Below are 25,141 nucleotides of genomic sequence, written 5' to 3' on the forward strand. Positions count from 1 at the left end.
GTCTACTGCGCCAAAAAAAAGCAATCAGCACTATAATCGCTTTATATAACAGGCTTATATAAAAAATCTTATAATTACTACCTATAATCATGGTCTCCAATATTTACTAGACGGCTATTTTTATTCATTCTATTGTTAACAGTATTATCAGCTGTTCTACCGTGCTCAAAAACCTTAAGGCCAACTTTATGAAAATTGACTTACATTGCCACAGTACTCGCTCTGATGGTACTTATGCACCAGCGGACGTAGTGCAGCGCGCACATGCAGCAGGAGTCACTGTATTGGCACTGACCGATCACGATACTTTATTAGGTATTGATGAAGCAAGAGCTGCTGCCGAAGCGTGCAATATGCAGCTTATTAACGGGGTTGAGATTAGCTGTGAGCATACCCTTAATGGTGGCTATGGTAAAAATAAATCTACCAATAAAATTATCCATGTGTTGGGACTGGACTTTACCGACCGTGCACAGATGCATGAAACCTTACAACAATTGCAAGACAGTCGTGCGAATCGAGGTCAACGTATTGCTGAAAAGCTCAGTGAGTTGCTAGAGCTTGATTATGATGAGCTATGGCAAGAAATTTGTGCGAAGGCAAGCAATAATCCGCAAGCGGTTGGGCGTGCTCATATAGGGCAAGTGCTATACGAGCGTGGGTTGGTCAAAACCGTTCAAAAAGCTTTTGATAAATATTTGGCCGATAATAAGCCTGCGTATGTGGCGATTGAAGCGTTAAGTATGCAACGTGGTATTGAGCTGATTCATGCTTGCGGTGGTAAGGCAGTGTTAGCGCATCCAACACGCTATCAGCTTTCAGCAACACGGGTACGTAAGCTTATTGAAGAGTTTGCCCAGCTGGGCGGCGATGCTTGTGAGCTGCCTGCCAATAGTGAGCCGCTTAGTACTCGCAGAATGGTTGATCGCACTATCGCTGAGCATGAGCTGGTTACGTCGATTGGTAGTGATTTTCATGGTAGTAATATGCCGTGGCGACGTATTGGCGATGTACCGACTTTGGCCCCCGAACAGCAAGGGGTCTGGCAGTCCTTTAATATTCTGTCGTAATTTAAAATTTTTATAATCTAAAAGGTGATAAGATTTAGTTAAGGTTAAATCTTACTAATTAATTAATTTAAAAATATGCCTCACCATTTAATGTACAGGTTAATGCACAGGTTGACGCATAAGACAGTAAAGCGGATTGATAGTTACCATAAAACTTGCGATAGTAAATGCACTATTTAAAGTAAGCCAGAATCTGAGAGAGCCTAAGATAGATAGAGTCTTGACTCGACCTTAACAACTCATCACGTGGTAGCGCATACATGGCTGTGTCGATACACCGATTGGATTATAAAAGCCTCTCTGAAAAAATTTTTGAGTGGCGTGCAGCGGATAGAGCATCGCTGTTGGCCTTGTTTATGGTGATGGAAGTCTCATTACATTGGCTATGGTGTTTATTTGTCTGGTTGTGGCAAGATACCTATGGTACTTATGTTGATATGGGATTGCTGTATCCGATGTGGATAGGCGTGACACTGATGGGGCTGTTTTTTTGGTGGATGGTGGGTCATCTAGCGCATATAAAAAACGACGATAAGTATCTACATCAATGGCAGATTGTGTTAATTACGCTCTATAGTGTTTATATTGCAGTAGTGATTTTGGTGATGGGGCATAGCAGCTTTTTATCTGGCGTGTCGCTGGTAGGAGGTGCGATGCTGGGAATGATGTTGGTGCGTCGGCGCTATATTTGGAAAGCTTTTATAGGGCATATTACGGTAATTGTTTTGGTGAGCCTTGTCCCTTACTTAGGGATTGATTTACCCAATTTACGGCAACTGACATTTATCTCTATTCCTCTTGATACCTATAGTTATCTGACCTATAGCGAGGCGACCTCCATTGAAAATACCATGGCCACTTCTATTTTTCAAAATGGTGCGCTGAACTGGGAAAACTTAGATCAACTGCGCTTATCTTCAGCATTTTTTTGGCGCTCAACCCACCTATATTTAGCGTTGCCTAAAGCTATTTTTATCGTGTACATGTTCCGTACTTTGTTGTTGATATTAGATAATAGTAAGAATGAGATCTTAAAACATGCCAATCAAGATGAGCTGACCCAACTCAACAGCCGTCGCTATGGTTTGACCCAAATGCAGCAAGCAATCATGACAGCGACTGACAGGCAAGATTTTAGCGTTATCTTATTAGATTTGGATCTGTTCAAAGGTGTCAATGACAGTTACGGTCATGAAGTAGGCGATCAGGTTTTGCGAGAAGTGGGACAGTCGTTATCCAGTGCTCTGACGGATAAAGCTATTGTTAGTCGCTATGGCGGCGAAGAGTTTTTGATTGTCCTGCCGAACACTATGCATGATAGCGCCATGGTTATTACTGAGCAACTGCGGCAAAATATTGCTCAACGTGTGATAAAAGTTGATAATGAGCTTAGCTTTCAAGTTACTGCCAGTCTTGGTTTATACACTCTCAATTATGTTGAGCTGGCACGTATTAAGCAGGGATGTGTGACTACGGCTCATTCAGATAACTCTAAATCAGCCAAACTAAAGCGTTCTAAGTCACAGAAAAATAAACCAACGACCGCACACAGTCTAGATATGTTGCCAATACAATTGCCCAGTGACATTTGTCAGTATCTGATCAGCACTGCCGATAAAGCGTTATATAAAGCCAAAGATAGAGGTCGCAATCAAGTAGTGAGTGCCAATGATCTATTAGCAGAAGGCCATATGGTTAATGCCATTAGTGCTACTAAGTCACGTTATGGTACCTGACAAACAAGCCAGCTAATAAACCAGATGACAAGCAAACCACTTGATAAACAAAGCAATTGATTAACCTAGCATCTCATACTTTATCTTACCGCTGGCGTATGCAGCTGCTGTACTAAGCTGGCTAGAACGCTAGTGGCAAAGCTGCCAGTTGGTAGGCTAAAGCTCAACACCAGCACCTGCTCGTCAACCCATTCCCAAGTCATTTCCTCAATTAGTAAGCGCAATGCCCGCCGTTGTGCCTTGATATCGCGCTGTTCTAAACCGACTGCTAGCTGTGTTAATAACCAGCTTTGTTGCACGATATCTTCTTCAAGTTTGGCGGCCTCGCCACTTATCTTATCGTTACCGATTCCCCATAACACGCCTGTTGGATGAATATCGCCGTCAGAAAGTCGTGCACGCAAGGTCTCATCTAACTGCTCACTAGAAAATATCGAGCCTGAACCTGCAAGGTTAAATACTTCACCTGCCAGTCCTTTGTCCCAACTGCCATCATGCACGCGTGCGGCTAAGATATGATTGAATATCAGGCTGCGAGCAGCAGACAATGCCATTGTATTCTGCTCTCGTGGCACACGTTTGCGCTTACCTTTATCTTTTTTTTGCGTGCGATTGCTCGTTTGCGGAGGCTGAGCAAACAATCTAAGTGCCTCTCTGATATTGTTACCACTATGACCAAAGCGCTGCGGGCCAAAGTAATTGGGCACACCATTTTGGCTTATATATTCTAAATGCTGCTGTATTTGTTGTTGATACTCCACCACTGAAGTTTCCGCCTCAAACTGTATATCACGTAAAGTAATGATAAATTGATTGGCTCGGTGCGCCCCGCGATTAAGCTTCTTATTATGCCAATGCTGGGTAAGTATCTGTACGGTTTCGTTTTCACCTAAGTCTGTGGGCAAAAAATCGGTTGTCGGTAATTGCTTTTTTGGTAAGCGTAAGCTAAACCATTGAGTCGTGACCGCATGTCTGTCTTTTAATCCAGAATAACCGACATCGCGTGAGGGAATATCTGCCCACTCTGCTAATAGTTTGGCGAGGAACGCAGTATTCATACCTGATTTTTGGATATGCAGCCATAAATGTTCACCTTCACCAGTCAAGTCAAGTGGTAGCACCTCATTAACCACAAAGTCTTCTGCGCTTGTCTTATAAGTGGCTTGCGTCAGCGGCGCTAGCACTGGCTGTGGCAGCTGAGCGGTATCCGTTATTGCAGCCATATTGAAGTTTGCGATATCTAATGATTCTTGATTCGTTGATTTTCTATTAAGGAATTCTTTATCGGTTGTTGGTAGAGAGGTGGCAGCAGTAAGATTAAGGTCTTGAGAGGTCATAAAATAGTCATCTATTATTGTTATCAGGTTTAAAGTAGGATTTAATAAAGGGGTATGAAAACTATAGCATTGATTGGAGAGTTACGTTTTGCAACGAGGGAGACATACAATAAAACATCTCGCGAGTGGCGTACTTGTTACTATCAATGGATGTGATTTTTCATTGAATGAAGTTTCAATCAAACATAATAATCAGGCAGCAACTGCCACCGTTAAGGATGACCTATGAGCAACTCAACTATTAGTACTGTCACTATTCATAAAGCTGACATACCCAGTGGCGGCATGAAATCGTACAAGCAAGATGATGATAGTATCATTTTAATCACTCGTGACGACAACACATTCCATGCTTTCGATGGCAAGTGCCCGCATGCTGGGGCAGATTTAGGCGAAGGTCTGCGCTGTGGCAATCGTGTGGTTTGCCCTTGGCATCATGCAACCTTTGATAGCAGTGATGGGACCTTATTAGAACCCGTAGCAACCGAAGGATTGACTCAATACCAGTTTACCGATAATGGTGATAGTTTAACGGTCGATACGGCGGCGAAAATAGACCACACTATTGCTAATGATCAGTTAAAAGAGACTCATACAGTCATTGTTGGCGGCGGTGCAGCTGGATTTATGACCGCACATCATCTACGCAATACTGGCTACGGCGGTAAGATTACGTTAATCAGTAAAGATGATAAAGCCCCTTATAACCGTCCGCTGCTATCCAAGGCATTCTTGGCAGGAAATATGCCTGAGGAAAAACTCCTACTTGGTGGTAGCGACTGGGCGCAGAAAAATAATATTGATTTGTGCTTAAGTCAAACGGTCAGCGAAGTATTGCCCAATGAGCGCACCATTATTGTTAGCAGTGAAGCAGAGGAAGATAAAAAACTAAGCGCAGATTTCTTAGTGGTCGCTACGGGTGCTTCTCCTATCGTGCCGCCTATAAAAGGGGCTAATCTTGATGGTGTCTATACCTTACGTAGTATGGATGATGCCAAACTAATCAAAGCGGCCACACACGATCAGCGTGTGGTCATAATCGGTACCGGATTTATCGGTATGGAAGTCGCCTCAGCCCTATCGCAAGCGGGCACGACTGCATCTATAACTGTGATTGGTCAAGACAATCGGGTGATGGGTAATATTGTCTCTGAAACAGTCAGCAACGCCTTAATCAAACTGCATGAAGATAATGGCATTAAGTTCGTATTAGACGCTACCGTTAATGAGATTACAGGTATTAATAGCAGTGCTGATGAAAATACTGACAGTACGAAAAATGATACATTCTCACAAGTTGGTGGTGTGACGCTGGCAAATGGTGAGCAGATAGACGCAGATATCGTGATCTTAGGTACAGGCGTGTCACCGCGTACGGATTTGCTAAGCGAAGTAAACGATCCAGATGGTGTACAAGTTGACAGTCATCTACAGTTACGCGATGGGGTTTATGCGCTGGGTGATATTGCTAAGGCTTCTGGGCAAATGGGGCGCATGCGTATTGAGCATTGGCGGGTGGCGTTGCAACATGGCTTGGTGACTGCTGCTGCGATTTTGAAGGACGATAATGTCAATTCGCTTGATGAGCGCGTACCTTTCTTCTGGACGATGCAGTATGGCAAAAGTTTACGTTACAGCGGTCATGCCAATACGCCCGATCATAATATCTTGATTGGAACACCAGATACGCTTAATTATATCGAGTATTATTTCGATAATGACGGTGAGAATACTCGCGCAAGTGCTGCCAGTACACTAGGCCGTGATAAAGAGTTAGTTGCCTTTGGTGAACTATTGCGCCGTGGTCATGCGCCAACACGCGCACAGATCAATGCTGGGTTTGATATTATTGATCAAGCGCATGCATTATCACGCTAGAGGGTGAGCATTGTAGGAATGACTGTAGAGACTGAACTCGTTATCGAGGTCAGTCTCTTATTTTATTGTGGATTGAATACAACCAAAAGCGAGATAATATTATGAATAAAAATGCTTTATTCTTACGGCAAGCCAAATCTGATGATGTTGATGCTCTTAAGCAGTTGTTGGATCGCTGTTATAGACAAGATGAAGGCTGGACAAACGAATCTGATTTAGTGGGCGGTATTCGTACTTCCACTGACGAGCTCGCTACTGTTATCGCTGACCCTAAGCACTATGTTTTTCTTTATCCACAGACTGAGACAGGTAATCGTGAGGGACAAGAGACGGGCGAGTTGCTCGGCTGCATTGCTGTCGATATGCAAGACAATACTGACAAAAGCAGGGCTTATATAGGCATGTTTGCGGTACATCCGGAGCTGCAGGGGCACGGCGTTGGTCATGAGATATTACAAGCAGCAGAAACCTTTGCCACGCGACATTTACAGTCTCGCGACCAGCCCAGTTGTCTAACGATGTCTATTTTAAGCCATCGCCCTGAGCTACTGGCTTATTATGAGCGTCGCGGCTATAAGCTTACAGGAGTGACTATGCCGTTTCCGGAAGATGGAAACAACGGGGAGCCTAAGCGACAGGATTTACAATTATTAGAGTTAGAAAAGACAGTCGGTAGTTAATGAATAACAGATAAAAAAACGTGTTTGAGTTAACGCCAAAAGTTTTTAAAAGTCATGAATAATCCGATACTCAGCAATATAAATGCCACGATAATTAAGCGCTTAAACCAATTAAAGGCGGGCAAGCGCGTGGCATTATCATCAGACATTAGATAAGCGAGCAAGCACATTAAGCTGGCAACTAAGGTCATGATACCTAGACCAATTGGTAAAATAAAAAAGTATGCCTGCCACATAGTCATCTCTCAACGGCTTTCATTAATAGCATCATAGCAGTATCGTCATTCTACTGTCAGTAAACAATAAAATCTGAATAAATAAAAAACCAACTATAGTTTTTAAGTGCTTATTGGCTTATAGAACTATAGTTGGTTTTTTTGTCGTAAAATCCTAAAATAAGGGAAAATAATACGATTTATAGATGAAACGGACAAATAATTTTGAAATTAAGTTGGGTTTTATGTGTGATTTGTGTATAGTTAGAGTAATATTTATTTTTGAATTACAAATAAATCATTTAAAAACAAAAATTAGTTCATTAGTGAGAGTTAATTTCATATATCACCAATGAATATTTAGCCAGAAGAATCAGTAATGACTGTTAATTTGGGTTGAAAAGGTGAAGCTTACTACCAACTCACTGTTGATATGAATACTGTCGTTCTCAAGTCAGGCTCTGCAAAAATATCATATTTTAATAAACCACCGGCGAATAGTTTGCTACTAAAAAGTTTCATTTTGATTAACCCTTAAAATTTAATACGAGCTGAATAAATGATGACAAATTTAAAAAAGTTAGCAGTTGTATTGTTATTGACGCCCATATTAGCAGCTTGTTCTGATGCGCCTTCCAGTAACACCGTTGAAGGATTGATTGAAAGTCAGTATGAGCAGGCTAGTAGTATGGTGGATAATGCAGTAGCGAGTGCTGGGAACGATGAAATGGCTAACGCTATGAGTGGGATGCTATCAGGGATGATGCCAAAACTTGAAGACGTGAGTGATGTTAATTGCGATTCTGCTGATGGTAAAAATACTTACCGTTGTACTGCCCAGATTACCCAAAACATCGGTGGTAATAGCAGTACCAATACCACAAATTTTTTAGTATATAAAGTCAACGATGAATGGGTGTTAGGCAACTAAAAACCCAATTTAATACTTAGTTTACTTCATAAGGAAATATCTAGTTATGTCTGATAGTACGCAACAAGACCAAGCACAAGTGAATATGAACGAAGGCGTTGGCACTAGCACTGCTAACAGTAACGGAACGAACATTCAGACTTCTAATGCTTCTGGTGTTACGCAAGACTCCAAGAATATGGCACTTATAAACTGGTTGGGCTGTTTGTTCTTTAGTTTTATTCCGCCACTGATACTTCTTTTGATAAAGAAAGACGATGCTTACGTCCAATCCCAAGCTAAAGAAGCATTAAACTGGGTAATAACTTTTTTCGTAACTTATTTCGTGTTATGGATTATAGCTATGGTAATTGGGTTTGTTTTGGCATTTGTCTGGGGGCCATTAGCGATGATTCCAATGTTTTTCCTTATGCTGTTCGGCTTCTCACATTTGATATTTTGTGTTATGGGCGCTATAAAATGCTCTTCTGGACAGAATTTCAAAGTACCTTTTAATTTTCGATTAATTAAATAGTTTAAGTATTTTTCACTAAAAAACTATAGTTAGAATGAAAAAGGGTGCCCAAATGGCACCCTTTTTATATTCCTCGTACGACTACCAATTTATAGTTATCCACTGACTCGCTCTAACATCGGCTTCATAAACTCACTAGGATGTGAGTTTTTAGCTTTAGAAAATTCTTCAGGTGTGCTTTCAAATGTAGGGTGCGTTCAACGCACTATTTCAATAGAATCAATTTTTGATTAACTTAGCCTATTGTAATGAATTTCTAAAACAGTTATGAGAAGTATTGAATGTGACAGGTGTATTTGATTGTAGATTCGTGGTACGCACCCTACGAACTGCGGCGAGGAAAGGCTACAGTTTGCCGTGTCTCTTGCACTCCAAAATTGCTGCTTGATTCTGATTTAGCAAAGCCTTTGATATGGATATCGAACGCATAGTCTGGCGCATACTTGTGGATGGCTTCGGTAACTTGCGCGCCATACTACATTACCTTTTTGGGTACGCAGCCCAAATTCATGCCAATGCCGCCCAATTGGTTGGCTTCGATAATGGCGCATTTTTTGCCATAGCTCGCCGCTCGGTTGATTGAGGTAATAGCGCCGCTACCGCGATCTAAACGATAGCACGACGCCTATAAAACAACAGTCCAGGAATGGACAAGCCCAGCACCAATCCTGAGGTCACAAATAAGGCCTCAAACAAATAAACCATCATTTGACTAAATAACTCGTCTGAAAAGCCAAAATAACCAATCTGCACCATACTGACCATCGCCTTGTACGCGGCGATGCCTGGCATCATACAAATGACGCTTGGCGAGATAAGGGCTTTGGGTGGTAGGGTATATTTTCTAGAAAAATAAACCCCCAAAAAGCTGGCGAGCATCGCCCCAAAAAAGCTGGCAACCACGATATGTATGTGCTGATAGACAAGGACTGTTTTTAGTCCGAACCCAAAAGCAGTCATGAGCAAACAGGGCAGAATATACCGTTTAGGTACGGTGAACATGAGCGTCCAACCAAGGGTAATAATGCAGGACAGCACAACGGCTTTAATGAACCACATATCAAAATCCCCAGTGCTGTATTCTAAGTAGAACAAGGGCCATAACAATGCCAACGCCAGCTGAAAAAGTCAACATATAGGTAAAAACGGCACGCCCAACCCCAATATTGACATAGCCTTTTAAGATGTCTGATAAAGAGTTGATTAGGGGAAAGCTTGGCACTAATAGCAAAACGCTAGAGGCAACGGCAATATCTGCATTATCACCTATATCAAAATAATAGGTTGTCGCCCCAATTAAAGAAGCGATAAAAGCTGTCACAATGACCGTGATAAAGGGATTAAAGTGGTGTTTGGATAAATAAATACGAGTGAGCATCGCCACCATACCTGCGGTAAAGGTCACGGCGGTAATCAACCAACTGCCGCCGTTAAGATAAGCAAATGCGGCACAAGAGGCGCCAACAAACAGGCACACTAACCACGTTGGGTAAACCGACTTGTCTAACTCATCAAACGCAAGCGTAGTGAGTTCAGTCAGCTCATGATTCAGCTTGTCATTACTTGCAGTGGCTTCGGTTTTATTGATAATTTTCTGGATTTGTACCAATAAATTGACATTAATGCTCTGATTGATGGTGTCTCTAGTGGTGGTGATACAGCGTTCATCACAAATAGTTGTCAAGGTAATGGCATTAAAGTTGAGCGAACATTCTACGCTGTTCATCCCCAAGGCGATGCCCAAGCGTTTGGATAAGTCAACCACAATGGAAGACTCAGCACCATATTGCATAAGGAGTAATCCGCAGCGCACGCATAATCGAGTAATGCGCTGTTGCTGTACGTAGCTCATAGGAGTCATTGGTTAGATACGCATGTTGGCTATGGATTCATTCATATAAACAGTATGAGTGATTATGGGGTACTGATACGGATATACCATAGATCGGAGTAACGTAACGATAGCATGAATTGCGGTGTTTTTTACTTTGGTAAACCTATGAGTACAAAAGATAAAACTACGGTCTTAGTAGCAGCTCGCTTTATTGACATTATCTCAGCCTGATCTCTCAGTGAAGCGTACGCATCGTATTTGATGCTAATATAAAGCGTAAACCACTGTAGCAAGGAGAATACCATGCATATTGCCATCTTAACTCTGACTTTTTCTCTGCCTGGATGCAGCTCGTTAAAAGAAAAGCGCCAGCGCATGGGCGGTTTGCACGCACGCTTCGGCAATACTCCAAGCGTCGCGGTATGTGAAAGCGGCGAGCGTGATCGGCATGATGCCAGCGAGTGGACGCTTGTCGTAGTAGGGCTGTCTAAACGTGAGGTCGAATCACAGTGTAGTCAGTTAGAGGCGAAGATAGAACGTACTGTGGACGCGCGGGTGATGAATGTGATGCGAGAGTTTATTTAGAAGGTAGTTTATAGGATGCATGGAATGTCTCCTACGGGAACAATGGGCTTGCAATTAGTAATAGTTAAAATTAAACGGAATATTAAATGTTAACAAGTGGAGAGTTAAGAAGTATTTTGAATTTCGATTTCGAGTGGTCGATAAATTGGGGTACAGTATGTCAGCTTAACAATGAACCGTCTCGTATCACCTACAATGATTTAGAAGGACAGATAAGATTTAATGAGAAGAAGCAATTAGCTTTATACTTAGAAAAAGAAATCGATTCATCAGAATTTAGTTCAATTCATAGTCAATATGAAGGTTTATTTAGGAATAGTTCTGCGGGGGAACTTATAGTTAAAGAAAAATACTTTCAATTGTCCTTTACTGATAATAAAGGGAGAGAGTGGGTTACAAGTCATTTTTTGCTCAATGATAGCGTGGTCATTGGTCACAGAAAGATTATTATAGATGTATTGATTACCAATATCGATTTAGTTAATAGCCGTAAACTGAATAGTTTTTACGCTTATTATTCTAAGGAGCTAGAAATTATACCTAATAAACGTTCAATCGGTATAGATGGTATTCAACAGCTAAACAAATATGAGTTAATATTAGAGAATTACACATTAAGGATTGTGAAAATAGAAGGTATTTCCATATTATCATTAGTCTCTTCTGTGAATAATATTGAAGAAAATTTCCATATATATAAATTGATACGAGAAGCAATTAATATTATTTGCTCATACCCTATAAATTACAATATAGAAAATCAATATGATAATGGCTCTCTGGTAACTAGGGTTTATAGTAGGAGGTTTTATGACAGAGGTAATACACCTCCAATTCCTTCAAGTCATACCAATAATAAAAACATTGATAGATTCATTAGTCAGTATGTGATTTTTTTTCAAGAGAATATTTACTCATCATCAAGTGCTTTGTACATATGGTGGTATCGTTTGTATGGCTATACGTTAGATATTGAGAATAAATTACTTATTTTGAGTGTAGCTGTTGAGTCTATAGTTTTGAAATATATCAGAAAAGAAGATGCTAATAACAAGATTTATGATTGTAATGAAATTAAGAAATTAGGAAAGCTGGTTAAGAACACGGATGTATCCAAAAGCTTAAAAAGAAGAGTTCAAAAATATTTAGGAAATTTAAACTCTTCTAGCAAACCCCTTGTTTCTATTCTTAATGAGCTAGCGAATTCAGGCACTCTATTAAAAGATATGAATATTGAGTGGCAATTATTAAGAAATGATGCAGCACATGGAGTTGAGAGGAGCTTAAATGGTGAAAATGAAGCTCAAATGCAAAGGGTAATTTATGAAGCGAATTATCTAGAAGAGGTTTTTTTTAGGCTGGTCTTTTATATCATCAGTTATGAAGGGGATTTCCGTCAGTTTTCCAAACTTGGTTACCCGTTAGACCATTTGGAAATTAGTAATAAGGATAAGTATTAAATCGGATGTTAAGTGAAAGTCATCTTATTCAAATTTGTTTCTTGTGTTTTTTTAAGTCTGTTTTACTTCCAGAACGACGCCTTGAGGAGCGGTTTAGCTCCGATTGTAGCGCCTAGACTGGTAGATATTAGCGGAAAGTGGGAGTTGCTACATAAAAAAGGCTACTCCCTAAAGAATAGCCTTTCATCAAAGATTAACCAATCTCTATCAGCTCGCGTCTTTCATCGCTTGCTCTAACATCGGTTTCATAAATTCACCCGTATGTGAGCCTTTGGTATTAGCAACTTCTTCAGGTGTACCTTCCGCGATAATTAAACCACCACCTTTACCGCCTTCAGGGCCAAGATCAATCACCCAATCCGCAGTTTTGATAACGTCTAAGTTATGCTCAATGACCACGATAGTATTGCCTTTGTCACGTAGCGCATGCAGAATGTTAAGTAGCTTGGCAATATCATGAAAATGCAAACCAGTGGTTGGTTCATCCAAGATATATAGCGTCTGTCCGGTGTCACGCTTGGCTAGCTCACGGGCTAGTTTAACCCGCTGAGCTTCACCGCCGGATAGCGTTGGTGCGGATTGACCAAGGCGGATATAACTGAGACCGACTTCTACCAAGGCTTGCAGGCGACGATGAATAGACGGAATAGCGGAGAAGAATTCAGTGGCGTCTTCAACGGTCATATCAAGCACTTCAGCGATGCTTTTACCTTTATAGCGAATCTCTAAGGTCTCGCGGTTATAGCGCTTACCCTCACAGCTATCGCACGGCACATACATATCGGGTAAGAAATGCATCTCAACTTTGATGAGACCATCACCTTGGCAAGTCTCACAGCGACCGCCTTTTACGTTGAAGCTAAAGCGTCCGGGTTTATAACCACGTGCTCGCGCCTCTTCAGTTTGGGCGAACATTTCACGTACTGGGGTAAATACGCCGGTATAAGTCGCTGGATTTGAGCGCGGAGTACGGCCAATCGGGCTTTGATCAATATCGACCATTTTATCCAAATGCTCAAGACCACTAATACTGTCAAATTTATCAGCGATAAGCGTTGATGCGTTATTCAGCTGGGTCGCTGCCAAGGGCATTAAAGTACGATTGATCAGCGTTGATTTGCCAGAGCCTGAAACCCCAGTAATACAAGTCATGATGCCAATGGGTAAGCTCAAATCAACGTTTTGTAAGTTGTTACCGATTGCGCCTTTTAGCTCAATGGTCATCGGTACTTTTTTAGGTTTTGCCTTACCCTCAACTTCAACCTCGATCATTTTTGGTTGATGACGAACTTTAGGAATATCGATTTTCATCTTGCCAGACATATACTGGCCAGTGAGTGACTCTTTGGATGCCATAATGTCATCTACTGTTCCTTGAGCGATAATTTCACCGCCATGGACGCCAGCACCGACCCCAATGTCAATGACATGATCGGCGTGGCGAATGGCATCTTCGTCATGCTCAACCACCAGCACCGTATTGCCTAAATCACGCAAGCGCATCAAGGTTTTAAGCAAGCGGTCGTTATCGCGTTGATGTAGGCCAATCGACGGCTCATCAAGCACATACATGACACCCATTAGACCGGCACCAATTTGGCTGGCAAGTCGGATACGTTGTGCTTCGCCACCAGATAAAGTTTCAGCTGAACGCGCTAATGACAGATAATCAAGACCGACACTGACTAAGAAGTTTAGGCGCTCATTAATCTCTTTAAAGATTTTTTCAGCCACTTCACCTTTATGACCACCGATTTTGAGCGTTTTATAATAGTCAGCGGCATCACCGATAGACAGTTTGACAATCTCAGCGATGGTTTGGTCATCCACCCGCACATTACGTGAAATCTCATTTAGACGGGCGCCATCACAAACGTTACAAGTGGTATCTGCTAGATATTTGGCCAGCTCATCACGTACTAGATTGCTTTGGGTTTTTGCATAGCGGCGTTCTAGATAAGGTAGGACGCCTTCAAAAGGAATGGTCTTATTGGTCTTACGGCCGCGCTCATCAGTAAAGTTAAAGGTTAGCTTTTCTTTACCTGAGCCATGCATGATTAAATCTTGCTGCTCTTTTGGCAGCTCTTGCCACGGGCTATCCATATCGATTTTGAAATGGTGACAAACGGTTGATAATAGACCAAAGTAATAAGCATGGCGTTTGTCCCAGCCGTTAATTGCGCCTTGGTTCAAGCTTTTTTCATGAAGAGTAATCAATTTTTCAGCAGAAAAATATTGACGTTTACCCAAGCCATCACAGGCAGGGCAAGCACCATAAGGGTTGTTAAAACTAAACATGCGTGGTTCAAGCTCAGATACCGCGCGATCACAAACGGGGCAGCTGTGCTTTGCTGACATGACTTGATTGTCGCTACCATCAGGCTTGGGATTGCCATCCATATAATGTAGAGTGACCAGTCCTTGACCCAAACGTAGCGCGGTTTCCAAACTTTCTGCAACCCGGTTGCCCAAATCATCACGTACTTTAAAGCGATCGACGACCACTTCAATAGTATGCTTTTTATTTTTTTCGAGTGCTGGCAATTCATCCATATCATAAACATGACCATCAAGGCGCACGCGTACGAAGCCTTGCCCGACCAGTTGTTCAAGCAGTACGGTATGTTCACCCTTACGCTCACGGATAACGGGCGCTAAGATTATTAGCTTAGTCTCTTCCGGTAGCGCCATGACTTGATCGACCATCTCGGTAACAGACTGCGCCACCATAGGTTCGCCATGCTCTGGACAATACGGCGTACCAATACGCGCATAAAGTAGGCGTAAGTAGTCATAAATCTCGGTGATCGTACCGACCGTTGAGCGTGGATTATGGTTGGTTGACTTTTGCTCAATAGAAATCGCTGGTGACAATCCTTCGATACTATCGACATCCGGCTTTTCCATCTGGGACAGGAACTGGCGTGCATAAGCCGATAAACTTTCGACATAACGGCGTTGCCCCTCAGCATAAAGGGTATCAAATGCCAAAGAAGACTTACCTGAGCCAGATAAGCCAGTAATCACCACGAATTTATCTCGCGGAATGTCTAAGTCAATGTTTTTTAGATTATGAGTGCGTGCGCCGCGTACTGCGATATGATCATGTGCCATCGTTTACAAGTTTCCTATTCGCTAAAAGGATTGTTAAGACCAACATAGATATGTGGTTAATAGGTATGTGGTTATAAATATAGAAAATTTAGTTAAGTAAATAGTTAAAAAGCCAATAAATCTTAAATGAGCAATAAATATTAGACACGATTAATGCTATTAATAAAAACTTAGATATAGCAGCATGTCTATGAATAAGGTTGTCGTTGTTTCAATAATTTTGTTTCAATAAAAAATACTTCAATAAAAGCAATATTTTTGCACTAATTGTCACCAATAAAATTTTAAAATAAACAACAGGTAAATAAAAGATTATAGGCTTTCAATAGTTATTAGAGGTCTAGTTTTGAAGTGCCTTCTCAACCATACACTGAATAATGATTGCTGTGTTTTGAGCAACGGGTCAGGTTGCAATTTATTGCATGTTGAATACGTTAGCGTTGATAATGAAATAAGATTATTAGTTATTGTTATAAATTCGAGAAGTGGTTCTAATTTCTGAAGCTTTGCCAGTTATCCAAAACCATATGTGTATCCGTTTTATTTAGTTCTGACTATACCGGGATGAATTTTTTGCAGTCTAAGGCTCTTAGCAACGTCTTACTTTATTGTCATGCTAGACGCATTATTCAAGGTATCAGTGCCTATGAGATGCACTTAGTAACAAAATTATCGAACTAAATGACAGACTCAGGATAGATGAGACTTAATAGAACTTTGAGACAAAAGTCTCGGCAACCAACCGGTGAATGTTTTATACTATGGGGCTTGATTTAGGGTTGGGCTGATAGTGCGGTCAATGTGTATCATGCTTCTTTTTTGATATCGTTCTGGATATTATCGATCAACAGACGCGAAGATAGCGCCGTTTTACCTTGCGATAAAGTGTAGAAGTCAATCGTTCCATGTTGAACCAGTGAGGCAAGTATGAATAGCGTAGAAAAACGGGCAATTCTTGGGGTCGGTGGTATTTTTGCCTTGCGTATGATTGGCTTATTTATGATTGTGCCAGTATTTTCTGTGTATGGAGACAGTTATACCCATGCCACGCCATTTTTAATCGGTTTGGCGGTCGGCATTTATGGGCTAGGGCAGGCCATCTTTCAGATACCGATGAGCCTTGCTGCTGATAAGTTTCCGCGGAAGCCGATTATTATGCTCGGCTTAGTATTATTCGCGCTAGGCGGTATCATAGCGGCAAACGCCACCGATATCTATCAAGTTATCATCGGTCGGGCGCTGGCAGGTAGTGGCGCAGTCTCTGCAGTATTAATGGCACTACTGGCCGATGTCACCCGTGAAGAGATGCGTACTAAAGCGATGGCGACCATGGGATTGACCATTGCTACCTCTATTATGCTGGCCTTTGCTTTTGGGCCGCTGTTAGTAGGCTCGCTTGGTATGTCAGGGCTGTTTTGGTTGACCGCTGGCTTTGCCGTTTTAGCAATGTTATTGCTGTTAGTCGTACCATCACCTATGCGAGTACTCAAACACAATCTGGATAATAAGTCGATTGGGCAGCAGCTGTCTGATGTGCTTAAAATCGGCGATTTAAACCGTTTGCATATTGGTATTTTTGCATTGCATTTGACCTTGACCGCGATATTTGTGATTTTGCCGTATCAGCTCTCAGAAGTGATGGGTTTGTCAGTACGCCAGCAAGGTCTGGTTTATCTGCCTTTGTTATTTATTGGCTTTGCGGTTGCGATTCCCTTTATTATCATTGCAGAAAAGAAACGCAAAATGCGTCAAGTATTCTTAGGTGCGTTGGCATTAATGACAGTAGCCCTTATTGTATTGGCGGTGGGTAGTAAGTTTGGCATCGGTATTATCTTAGGGTTATTGCTCTATTTTATGGGCTTTAACTTATTAGAGGCGACCATTCCCTCATGGATATCTAAACGCGCTCCGGTTGCCAATAAGGCAACGGCGATGGGTCTTAACTCATCCAGTCAGTTTTTTGGGGCGTTTGTTGGTGGGGCGATGGGTGGTTTGCTATTGACTCAGCCCAATGTATTGGCGTGGAGCATACTGGCAGCTGTGATGGCAGCAGCATTATTACTGATGATTCCGATTGCACAACCGCCTTACTTGTCCAGCACCACAGTGACTATTCCTAAAAATATCGATATCCAAGATTGGGCGCAGCAAATGTCAGCGATTAATGGCGTTGATGAATTGGTAGTCATGGCAAAAGAACAGGTTGCTTATTTAAAACTAGATAAAACCAAATTAACGGATGCTACACGACAGCAACTGTCGCATCTTGCACAAAGTCCCCTAGATATTTAAGAGACAACCTAAGTTATAATCATGGCAGCTAACAAGTAAAATATAACTTTTATTCTCAATCTAAAAAGGAATTAAGATGAGTAAATTTAACACGTTGTCCGCTATGGTTGTCACCAAAAAGTTATGCATTAGAGAGTCGCCTACTAAAAAACTGACTGCTAAAAATCTCCTCGTTAAAAAATCACCAACAACAATAACTAAATCGATAGCCAAGCTTGGCATAGGTTTAGGATTATCAATAACGTTACTAACCTCTGGCTGTGCCACGCAAAATATTCAGACCTATCAAAATACGACGCCAACGCTTGATATGCACCAGTTTTTCTCAGGTCAAATTGATGGCTGGGGAATGTTTCAAGGACGTAATGGCGAGGTCAAAAAAAGATTTTATGTCGATATTGATGCGACTCATGAAGGTGATGATGTCATCGTTTTAGATGAAAAATTTTCTTGGGCGGATGGAACAAAGTCACAGCGTATATGGCGGCTGACTCAGCAAGCTGATGGGCAATGGAAAGGGGTAGCAGGCGACGTTATTGGTGAGGCGACAGGAGAGGTGGTCGGTAATACTTTGCATTGGCAGTATTTATTAGAGCTGCCAGTCGATGGTAAAACTTATAATGTAAATTTCGATGATTGGATGTATTTAATTAATAAAGATGTCATGCTCAACCGTTCAGTAATGAAAAAATATGGGGTTGAGTTAGGTAGCGTGACCTTGAGTATGCATCGCAATAATAAATAAGCATGAGCTTTATCAAGAAATATAGTCGATCCAATTTAAAAATGATACAGTGCTACTGGAATTAATTTTTTGCAGCCTCTGTCCCGCTTGCGAACAGCACGCCAAAAAAATTATACCAGTGGCACGTTGATATGAACGTATTTCTTTTATTTTGAACTGATTATACATCGTTTTCCGTCTGTGGCTGATAACAGTATTTTACCTCTATAAAGTTTATCAAAGTACAGTTAGCAGGCCAATTAACACGCCGAAAGAGTGAATCTCTTTTGTTCGTAGCTATAAAATCAGAAGGTTTGATGGTGCACGACAAAGAGTGTCGCATGTTAGGCAAAGTTCCCTAGATATTTAGGTAAAACTTGTATAAAGTAAAACCATATTACTGATAGAATAAATCGTTAAGATTAAAAAACTCGATTAAAGCTGATCATTAAATTATTCATAAGTAAAAGGACGGTATTATGCGCGGTGTTAATAAAGTCATCATCATAGGTAACCTCGGTGCAGATCCTGAGGCACGTCAGTTTAATAACGGTGGTAGCGTGACCAATATCTCGGTTGCGACCTCAGAGCAATGGACAGATAAACAAAGCGGTGAGAAAAAAGAAGCTACTGAGTGGCACCGCATCGCGTTATTCAATCGTCTGGGTGAAATTGCCGCGCAGTACTTGCGTAAAGGCAGTAAGGTTTATATCGAAGGCAGTCTGCGGACGCGCAAATATCAAGACCAAAGTGGACAAGATCGCTATATTACTGAAATTCGAGCCGAACAAATGCAAATGCTAGATGGCGCGAGTGGCGGTGGTCAAGACAGTCAGGGCTATCAAGGTGGTCAAAATAACCAGAACAACTCTGATCAGCAGTCAAACAACCCGCAAGGTGGTAATAATCAAAATAGCTTTGCTAATAGCAACAATAGCCAAAGCTCACCCAACCAGCAAAATTCGTTTAATAATTCTAATCCGCCTGCTCAAGCACCGAATGCAAATTCTGCTTCAGCAAGCAAGCCTAATGCCATGCCCGATGGCCCAGTAGATGATGACATTCCGTTTTGACGTGTACCTAAGACCATAGTGTAAAGAATATTCTATAGAACCCTGCTATTGCAGGGTTTTTCTTTATGTGATTATTCCTTTTTAAGAAATAAAGCGAAGCCAAATTACTAATGTTTTATGACGTATAGTTGGTTCTTTTAAAACGGATACAGTGTGCCTGAGAGAAATTTTTATAGCTTCTCGAATGGCACAGCTGCATAGTAAGTAAGAAATTTTTTACCAGCCGTACTTAAATATCAGAGTATCTATTTTGTCTTGTATTAACTATATAGAAATTATAACTATTTAATGATTTTATTTTATAAGCTTCTGTTCGCAGTAGTACTTATGAAACTATGAATAATTATTAGATATTTATAGAACAGATACAAAGTCATATTATCTAGATTAATAGGCGGAACATTCAAAAATTTAAATATCATTATTTGTATTTAATTACTCATTGAAGATAAATATTATGGTAATCTTCCATCGTTGCCAAAGATATTTTATAAGATAATAAAATTTATAGATTAGATTGAATCAATCCTTATTGAGATTGTTTTAATTATCAAAATTGATAATTATCGATAGTGATAAAGCAGGACTATGAATAGATTTCTTGCACGAGTTATCACTAACCGTTGAAGGCTACAGTCGATTCAATTTAAAAATGATCCTGTGCTATTGGGTCAGTTTTTGTGCAGGCTCTGTCACGCCGGCGAACATTATGTAAGAGAAATTTATACTAGTGACACATTGTTATAAGCGTATTTCTTTTATTATGAGCTGACCAGATGTAAATTCTGCTTTTGCAAGAAGTCTAATCAGCTATTCAACCCTTGATAAGTTATAAAAACCTATTGAGCTTTATACCCATTACTTTGAGACCGAGATTATTATGACTAAGAATAATGCAATTGATTTAGACAGCTTAAACGTAGACGAGCTGCGTGCTATTACTGAAAATGCCCAGCAGCTGATTGCCAAAAAACAGCATCAAAATCTATATGACGCTTATGTGCAGTTTGAAAAAATTGCCGAAGAGAGCAACAGTACGATCAGTGAGATACTAGCAGCTGGTGAAAAGCTGGAGAAGAAACGCAGTATTAAATACCGCAACACTGATAATAACGAAGAGACGTGGACCGGTCGCGGTCGTAAGCCGACATGGTTGGTTGAAGCTTTAGCCGCGGGTCGCAACATTGAAGATTTTGCAATATAGCCATACAAGATTATTGTAACGCTATTTTATGGGAATAGTTTTATTTGGACACCTTAATTTTAGCACCTTAAATGCTCTTATTTATACGGCTGACTACAAAGCCCATTGATTATAGTATTTTTGCCTATAATAATAAGCATTAAGCCGTTCAATCAAATGCAAGTGTAAGCACCTAAAAGTCAGTATCTTTGTTGCCAATATTTTGGTTAAAAGATACTGGCTTTTTTTTCTGTCATCTTTAGGTCATTGTTTGTTATGATAATGACGTTTTTGTCTGTTATAAGAGTTATATAACTGTGCCACAAGTATCTGCGTCGTCTGTTAAGCGTCCCCGTAAGCTGTGGTGGCTGCTTGGATTGGTTTTATTTGCGCTATTTGCTTTGCTGCAGATGCCAGCCGCATGGGTGGTGGAAAAGTATGCGCCACAGTCGCCTTATATACAGCACGTGTCAGGTAACTTATGGCAAGGCTCTGCCATTTGGCAGATACCAGTGTCCGCTACGCCACTTACTGGTGCCGCTGAGTGGTCGTGGCAGCCGTGGCAGCTATTATTAGGGAAGCTCGGCGCAGAGGTTGATATGAGTACGGGTCAGACTAGGCTTAACGGTCAGGTCAAAATAGGTCGCCGCTCGTGGCAAGTTAATGATATGAGCGGTAAAATTGCTCCGGATACTTTAGCCAGTGTGGTCGATTGGCAATTGCCAAATACACCTATTCAGGTTAATAATGTGTCATTACAGCGGCAATCAAGATCAGACAAAGGCTCAGATAAAAACGCCTCCGGATTCACTCAAGCCGAGGGTCAATTGACTTGGGTCGGCGGTGAGCTAGGTTATCCTAGTGGCGGTAAAACCTTTTATATCACTATGCCGGCGATGCGTGCTCAGCTAAGCCACGAGCAAAAAGACAATAAAAACTTGCTACACATTAACCTGTTAAATAATCAAGACAAGCGCTTAGGGGATCTGTATATCGATGGCGATAATATGCTAGATGTGAGCTTGACCCAGCGTCTATTAGAGAATATGCCAGAGTATAATGGGCAAGCGCCGCAAGATACACCAGTGGTCAGTGTGCGCCAGCCATTGCTATCAGGATTAGGGGGGCGTTAGATGATGAGTGTAATCACACGCCTAAAACCAGTCGTCAATACCCTCAATCGTGCATCAGGTTGGCTTTTATTATTGGCGGTTGGCTGGTTATGTTGGACAGCAGCGCGGCTATTGTGGCTGTTATTGGCAGCACCGGTCGCGCCTGAATTACCGTTATTACCTTTACAAGATTCCAATGGATCCAGCACTAATAACAGTAGTCTGTTTGCCATTTTTGCTGATCCTGAGCCTATTGCTGCGGCTGTACTACCACCGCCTAATGTAGGATTAAAAGGCGTACTATTAGCAACGCCAGCCAGTCTGTCTTCAGCGTTATTAGATGTGGATGGCGAGGTAAAGAACTATCGAATTGGTGACAGTCTAAAAGACAGTGGTTATACCCTAATCGCAGTAGATTGGAGTGCGGTCATCATTGCTGATGCCGCTGATGAGCAAACAGAGATCAAAATGGCGGATGCGCTACTGCTTGATCAAAGCGATAGGGCACTAGGCGCGGTAAGCAATCAGCGTCTGCCAGACAATAATATGCTTCATACTACGCCGACTCTTGACAATAACACTGATTCTGCGGCTGATACCGCTAGCGAGAGCAACCCACAGTCTGCTATTGGTGAGGCAGTAACAGCCTTGCAGGAGAATCCAGCCAGCTATTTGAGCCGTATGGGTGTGATGGCATCAGGCGATGGCTATCAAGTCACTGCTGCCATGCCGTCAGGGTTACGCAACCGCTTAGGACTTGAGCCGGGTGATCGGGTAATGACTGTAAATGGTCAAAGTGTCGGAAACAATCCAGGACAAGATGCCAGCGTATTACAACAAATACAGCAAGCAGGCGAAGCACAAATCGAAGTACAGCGCGGTGAGCAAGTGATTACTATTCGCCAGCAATTTTAGAGTGCTTATTAGGATTTAATAATTAGAGCTCGGTAGCGCTATTTTTAGCAATATTTCATCTTATACTGAGTGACATCACAGTAGGTAATTATGACCATAGTAAGTTCGCATAAATTTTCAGAAACCCCTTTGCACTATATGTTGCATCGTATAATGCGAGTATGCCGTCCGCTATGCTTAGCATTGCCACTATGGGCGGCAACCGCAGGTTTTGCTAGCGCTGAAAGCTGGAAAGTCAACTTACAAGACGCTGACATCAAAGCCTTTATTAATGAAGTGGCAACTATTACCGATCAAAACTTTGTCCTTGATCCGCGTATCAATGGCAACGTGACTGTCATTTCCAATCGTGCCTTATCCCGTGATGAGATTTATCAGCTGTTTTTGAGTGTGATGCAGGTCAATGGTATTGCCGCGATTGATTCGGGCACGACTATTAAGCTGGTACCGGATAACGTTGCCAAGCAATCTGGCATTGCGGTTGATTTGCGTGGCGATAGTGTAGGTGAGGCGCTAGCAACCCGGGTCATTTATTTGACCAACACCCAAGCTGCCGAAGTGCTGGGCGTCATCCGACCACTGATGCCGCAGTCCGCCCATGCGGCTGCCGTCCCTGGGGTCAATGCTTTAGTATTGTCCGATCGCGCTGAGAGTCTCAACCAATTGACTGCTTTGATCCGTGATTTAGACAGTAATGTCAATGACAGCTTGCGAGTGATACCGCTACGCCATGTCGATGCCGAACGTATGATGGACTTGATTAGCGCCCTTGTTACGAGCGTGGGCGGGACACAGGCCCAAGGTAGTAATCAGCTCAAAGTCATTGCCGATACCTCTAGTGATAGGCTATTGGTCAAAGGCAGTCCTGAAATGATTGCCAAAGTTCAAGAAATGGTCAATCAGCTGGATACTACGCCCACGCGACGGTTGAGCGGTCTGCGGGTGTTTCGGTTAAAATATGCGAGCGCCAGCCATATTGCAGAAATGCTACGCGGTTTACTTGCCAATCAGTCGATCAATAGTACGGGTGCCAGCTCGACTTTGGAGTCAGCCTCTCTAACTGATGCTAGCAGTACGGGTGCCGCCTTAAATAATGACGCTAGTAATGCGCTTAGTGGTAGTAATTCAGCTGCTGCATCCCCTGCCAGTGCGGGCGGATCAGGTACTGGAGTTGACGGTCGACCCTTTAGCATTATTGCTGATGAAACCCAAAATGCGGTCATCGTAAATGCATCGCCTGATCTGATGTTTGAGATTGAAGATGCCGTCAATCAGCTTGATAATCGCCGCGCACAAGTACTAATTCAAGCGGCCATCGTTGAGATCTCAGGGGATGATGCTACTCAACTTGGCGTTCAATGGGCGCTGGGTAATGCTAATAGTGGCTATGGGGTAGTGAACTTTAGTAATGCCGGTGCTAGTGCGACAACCCTTGCGGCAGCAGCTTTATCAGGTGGCGCTGGCATTAGCGCGGCCGCCGGCTCCATTGCCGGTGCCTTGCTGGGTATTGGTAATAGCAGTAAAGACAGCGATGGCAACACCCAGTTTTATGGGGCTATTTTGCAAGCACTGGACTCTAGTACCAGTGCTAACCTATTATCTATGCCGTCTATCTTAACTTTGGATAATGAAAAGGCCAGTATCTTAGTGGGTCAAAACGTTCCTTTTGTCACGGGCTCTTTTACTACTGGCGGTAACTCCTCAACCAACCCGTTCCAGACTATTGACCGCCAAGATATCGGCATCAATCTTAATGTCATCCCGCATATTGGCGATAACGGTACTGTGCGCTTAGAGGTTTCGCAAGAAGTGTCTTCAGTTGTGCCGAGTAGTATTGGTAATGCCAGTGGTTTGATTACCAATAAAAGCCTTATTAATACCACCATTTTAGCAGACGACCAACAGACTATCGCTCTTGGTGGTTTAATGCGTGATAACAGCACTACCAGCCAACAAAAAGTCCCCGGTTTGGGCAATGTACCTCTGATTGGTCGACTGTTTCGATCCGATAATGACAATACCCAGAAGAGCAATTTAATCATATTTTTACAGCCCACTATTTTACGTGACGGCGGGGCAGTCGCGAGCGTGACTGAGCGTAAATACAATCAAATGCGCGTCTTACAGTTAGTCATCGATAAAAACGGCACCATCAAACAGTTGCCACTAAGTGGTACTGAAGGCTGGAATGGTAAGGTAAGTGCCGATTATGAATTAATGCCGCTCAACCCGCTAGTACCTAAGAGCAATCAGCAATCAGGTTCTGCGAGACAAGGTTTTACCAAAGTAGATAGCCCTAGCGGCGATATGACTACTTATCCATTAAATCGTTAGTGCTAATCGGGTATATAAGTTTTAAAAATATTTAAAGTAAACAATTTACGGTGCCCACAATAAAAGTGACGCTGTACATTGTCTTGCGTATTCATAACACAAATACACATCGCCCTTTTTATACCTAAGTATAATCGAGTTAAGATAAATAATG

General features: G+C 42.0%; 20 protein-coding genes and 1 pseudogene. 15 read left to right on the forward strand and 6 right to left on the reverse strand.

What is annotated here, in order from left to right:
* The first annotated feature begins 188 nt into the window (after window positions 1-188).
* Both JMX97_RS06800 and JMX97_RS06805 read left to right on the forward strand, forming a co-directional pair.
* A complete protein-coding gene (locus tag JMX97_RS06800) occupies window positions 189-1,070 on the forward strand; it encodes a PHP domain-containing protein (protein WP_201556384.1) in 882 nt (293 codons plus the stop codon).
* 260 nt (window positions 1,071-1,330) lie between these two features.
* Window positions 1,331-2,806, forward strand: coding sequence for a sensor domain-containing diguanylate cyclase (locus JMX97_RS06805; RefSeq protein WP_201556385.1), 1,476 nt, complete (start codon window positions 1,331-1,333; stop codon window positions 2,804-2,806).
* Window positions 2,807-2,886: 80 nt separating this feature from the next.
* Here the strand turns inward: JMX97_RS06805 and truD are convergent, their stop codons facing one another.
* Window positions 2,887-4,029: a tRNA pseudouridine(13) synthase TruD gene (gene truD / locus JMX97_RS06810; protein ID WP_201556430.1), complete on the reverse strand. Its 1,143-nt coding sequence runs from the start codon at window positions 4,027-4,029 to the stop codon at window positions 2,887-2,889.
* Window positions 4,030-4,368: 339 nt separating this feature from the next.
* Between truD and JMX97_RS06815 the strand changes: the two genes are divergently transcribed.
* Window positions 4,369-6,021, forward strand: coding sequence for an FAD-dependent oxidoreductase (locus JMX97_RS06815; protein ID WP_201556386.1), 1,653 nt, complete (start codon window positions 4,369-4,371; stop codon window positions 6,019-6,021).
* Between the two features lie 101 nt (window positions 6,022-6,122).
* Window positions 6,123-6,701, forward strand: a complete 579-nt coding sequence (locus tag JMX97_RS06820; RefSeq protein ID WP_201556387.1) for a GNAT family N-acetyltransferase — start codon at window positions 6,123-6,125, stop codon at window positions 6,699-6,701.
* Window positions 6,702-6,730: 29 nt separating this feature from the next.
* Here JMX97_RS06820 and JMX97_RS06825 read toward each other — a convergent pair whose 3' ends face one another.
* Window positions 6,731-6,937, reverse strand: coding sequence for a hypothetical protein (locus JMX97_RS06825; protein ID WP_227671493.1), 207 nt, complete (start codon window positions 6,935-6,937; stop codon window positions 6,731-6,733).
* A gap of 538 nt (window positions 6,938-7,475) precedes the next feature.
* On the opposite strand from JMX97_RS06825, the gene JMX97_RS06830 reads away from it, so the two are divergent.
* Both JMX97_RS06830 and JMX97_RS06840 read left to right on the forward strand, forming a co-directional pair.
* Complete coding sequence (locus JMX97_RS06830) at window positions 7,476-7,847, forward strand: hypothetical protein (protein ID WP_227671492.1); 372 nt, start codon at window positions 7,476-7,478, stop codon at window positions 7,845-7,847.
* A 46-nt stretch (window positions 7,848-7,893) separates the two neighbouring features.
* Entirely contained in the window at window positions 7,894-8,361 is a 468-nt protein-coding gene (locus tag JMX97_RS06840) for a DUF4870 domain-containing protein (protein ID WP_201582318.1), read from the forward strand.
* A 400-nt stretch (window positions 8,362-8,761) separates the two neighbouring features.
* Here JMX97_RS06840 and JMX97_RS13785 read toward each other — a convergent pair.
* The 3 genes and pseudogenes from JMX97_RS13785 to JMX97_RS06855 all read right to left on the reverse strand — a co-directional run.
* Window positions 8,762-8,950, reverse strand: a pseudogene (locus tag JMX97_RS13785) (glutathione-disulfide reductase); the annotation flags it as partial.
* A 17-nt stretch (window positions 8,951-8,967) separates the two neighbouring features.
* The gene (locus JMX97_RS06850) at window positions 8,968-9,420 is read right to left on the reverse strand and encodes a threonine/serine exporter family protein (protein WP_201556392.1); all 453 of its coding nucleotides are present in this window, start codon (window positions 9,418-9,420) and stop codon (window positions 8,968-8,970) included.
* A gap of 1 nt (window position 9,421) precedes the next feature.
* Entirely contained in the window at window positions 9,422-10,222 is an 801-nt protein-coding gene (locus tag JMX97_RS06855; RefSeq protein WP_201556393.1) for a threonine/serine ThrE exporter family protein, read from the reverse strand.
* 276 nt (window positions 10,223-10,498) lie between these two features.
* Between JMX97_RS06855 and JMX97_RS06860 the strand changes: the two genes are divergently transcribed.
* Together JMX97_RS06860 and JMX97_RS06865 are read left to right on the forward strand one after the other, a co-directional pair.
* Window positions 10,499-10,780, forward strand: coding sequence for a DUF503 domain-containing protein (locus JMX97_RS06860; RefSeq protein WP_201556394.1), 282 nt, complete (start codon window positions 10,499-10,501; stop codon window positions 10,778-10,780).
* Between the two features lie 86 nt (window positions 10,781-10,866).
* On the forward strand, window positions 10,867-12,240 hold the full coding sequence (locus tag JMX97_RS06865; protein ID WP_201556395.1) for a hypothetical protein: 1,374 nt from the start codon (window positions 10,867-10,869) through the stop codon (window positions 12,238-12,240).
* 207 nt (window positions 12,241-12,447) lie between these two features.
* Here the strand turns inward: JMX97_RS06865 and uvrA are convergent, their stop codons facing one another.
* Window positions 12,448-15,354 (reverse strand): excinuclease ABC subunit UvrA, encoded by a 2,907-nt coding sequence (gene uvrA / locus JMX97_RS06870; protein WP_201556396.1) that lies wholly within the window; start codon window positions 15,352-15,354, stop codon window positions 12,448-12,450.
* A 927-nt stretch (window positions 15,355-16,281) separates the two neighbouring features.
* Here uvrA and JMX97_RS06875 point away from each other — a divergent pair.
* The 7 genes from JMX97_RS06875 to gspD all read left to right on the forward strand — a co-directional run bounded on the left by JMX97_RS06875 (window position 16,282) and on the right by gspD (window position 24,987).
* Entirely contained in the window at window positions 16,282-17,646 is a 1,365-nt protein-coding gene (locus JMX97_RS06875; protein WP_201556397.1) for an MFS transporter, read from the forward strand.
* Between the two features lie 76 nt (window positions 17,647-17,722).
* On the forward strand, window positions 17,723-18,391 hold the full coding sequence (locus JMX97_RS06880) for a DUF3833 domain-containing protein (protein ID WP_265089442.1): 669 nt from the start codon (window positions 17,723-17,725) through the stop codon (window positions 18,389-18,391).
* A 458-nt stretch (window positions 18,392-18,849) separates the two neighbouring features.
* Entirely contained in the window at window positions 18,850-19,443 is a 594-nt protein-coding gene (gene ssb, locus JMX97_RS06885) for a single-stranded DNA-binding protein (RefSeq protein ID WP_201556398.1), read from the forward strand.
* An 880-nt stretch (window positions 19,444-20,323) separates the two neighbouring features.
* Window positions 20,324-20,647 (forward strand): H-NS family nucleoid-associated regulatory protein, encoded by a 324-nt coding sequence (locus JMX97_RS06890; protein ID WP_201556399.1) that lies wholly within the window; start codon window positions 20,324-20,326, stop codon window positions 20,645-20,647.
* Between the two features lie 296 nt (window positions 20,648-20,943).
* Window positions 20,944-21,759, forward strand: a complete 816-nt coding sequence (gene gspN, locus JMX97_RS06895; protein ID WP_201556400.1) for a type II secretion system protein N — start codon at window positions 20,944-20,946, stop codon at window positions 21,757-21,759.
* A complete protein-coding gene (locus JMX97_RS06900; protein ID WP_201556401.1) occupies window positions 21,760-22,653 on the forward strand; it encodes a type II secretion system protein N in 894 nt (297 codons plus the stop codon).
* A 96-nt stretch (window positions 22,654-22,749) separates the two neighbouring features.
* Entirely contained in the window at window positions 22,750-24,987 is a 2,238-nt protein-coding gene (gene gspD, locus JMX97_RS06905; protein WP_201556433.1) for a type II secretion system secretin GspD, read from the forward strand.
* Window positions 24,988-25,141: the final 154 nt, after the last annotated feature.

It is taken from the genome of Psychrobacter sp. 72-O-c, assembly GCF_904846605.1.
Taxonomy (GTDB): Bacteria; Pseudomonadota; Gammaproteobacteria; order Pseudomonadales; family Moraxellaceae; genus Psychrobacter.

Bases quoted from the DNA above. Each gene is read 5' to 3' on its own strand.
- JMX97_RS06800 (WP_201556384.1), top strand. From the start codon at position 189: ATGAAAATTGACTTACATTGCCACAGTACTCGCTCTGATGGTACTTAT.
- JMX97_RS06805 (WP_201556385.1), top strand. From the start codon at position 1,331: ATGGCTGTGTCGATACACCGATTGGATTATAAAAGCCTCTCTGAAAAA.
- truD (WP_201556430.1), bottom strand. From the start codon at position 4,029: ATGGCTGCAATAACGGATACCGCTCAGCTGCCACAGCCAGTGCTAGCG.
- JMX97_RS06815 (WP_201556386.1), top strand. From the start codon at position 4,369: ATGAGCAACTCAACTATTAGTACTGTCACTATTCATAAAGCTGACATA.
- JMX97_RS06820 (WP_201556387.1), top strand. From the start codon at position 6,123: ATGAATAAAAATGCTTTATTCTTACGGCAAGCCAAATCTGATGATGTT.
- JMX97_RS06825 (WP_227671493.1), bottom strand. From the start codon at position 6,937: ATGTGGCAGGCATACTTTTTTATTTTACCAATTGGTCTAGGTATCATG.
- JMX97_RS06830 (WP_227671492.1), top strand. From the start codon at position 7,476: ATGATGACAAATTTAAAAAAGTTAGCAGTTGTATTGTTATTGACGCCC.
- JMX97_RS06840 (WP_201582318.1), top strand. From the start codon at position 7,894: ATGTCTGATAGTACGCAACAAGACCAAGCACAAGTGAATATGAACGAA.
- JMX97_RS06850 (WP_201556392.1), bottom strand. From the start codon at position 9,420: ATGTGGTTCATTAAAGCCGTTGTGCTGTCCTGCATTATTACCCTTGGT.
- JMX97_RS06855 (WP_201556393.1), bottom strand. From the start codon at position 10,222: ATGACTCCTATGAGCTACGTACAGCAACAGCGCATTACTCGATTATGC.
- JMX97_RS06860 (WP_201556394.1), top strand. From the start codon at position 10,499: ATGCATATTGCCATCTTAACTCTGACTTTTTCTCTGCCTGGATGCAGC.
- JMX97_RS06865 (WP_201556395.1), top strand. From the start codon at position 10,867: ATGTTAACAAGTGGAGAGTTAAGAAGTATTTTGAATTTCGATTTCGAG.
- uvrA (WP_201556396.1), bottom strand. From the start codon at position 15,354: ATGGCACATGATCATATCGCAGTACGCGGCGCACGCACTCATAATCTA.
- JMX97_RS06875 (WP_201556397.1), top strand. From the start codon at position 16,282: ATGAATAGCGTAGAAAAACGGGCAATTCTTGGGGTCGGTGGTATTTTT.
- JMX97_RS06880 (WP_265089442.1), top strand. From the start codon at position 17,723: ATGAGTAAATTTAACACGTTGTCCGCTATGGTTGTCACCAAAAAGTTA.
- ssb (WP_201556398.1), top strand. From the start codon at position 18,850: ATGCGCGGTGTTAATAAAGTCATCATCATAGGTAACCTCGGTGCAGAT.
- JMX97_RS06890 (WP_201556399.1), top strand. From the start codon at position 20,324: ATGACTAAGAATAATGCAATTGATTTAGACAGCTTAAACGTAGACGAG.
- JMX97_RS06900 (WP_201556401.1), top strand. From the start codon at position 21,760: ATGATGAGTGTAATCACACGCCTAAAACCAGTCGTCAATACCCTCAAT.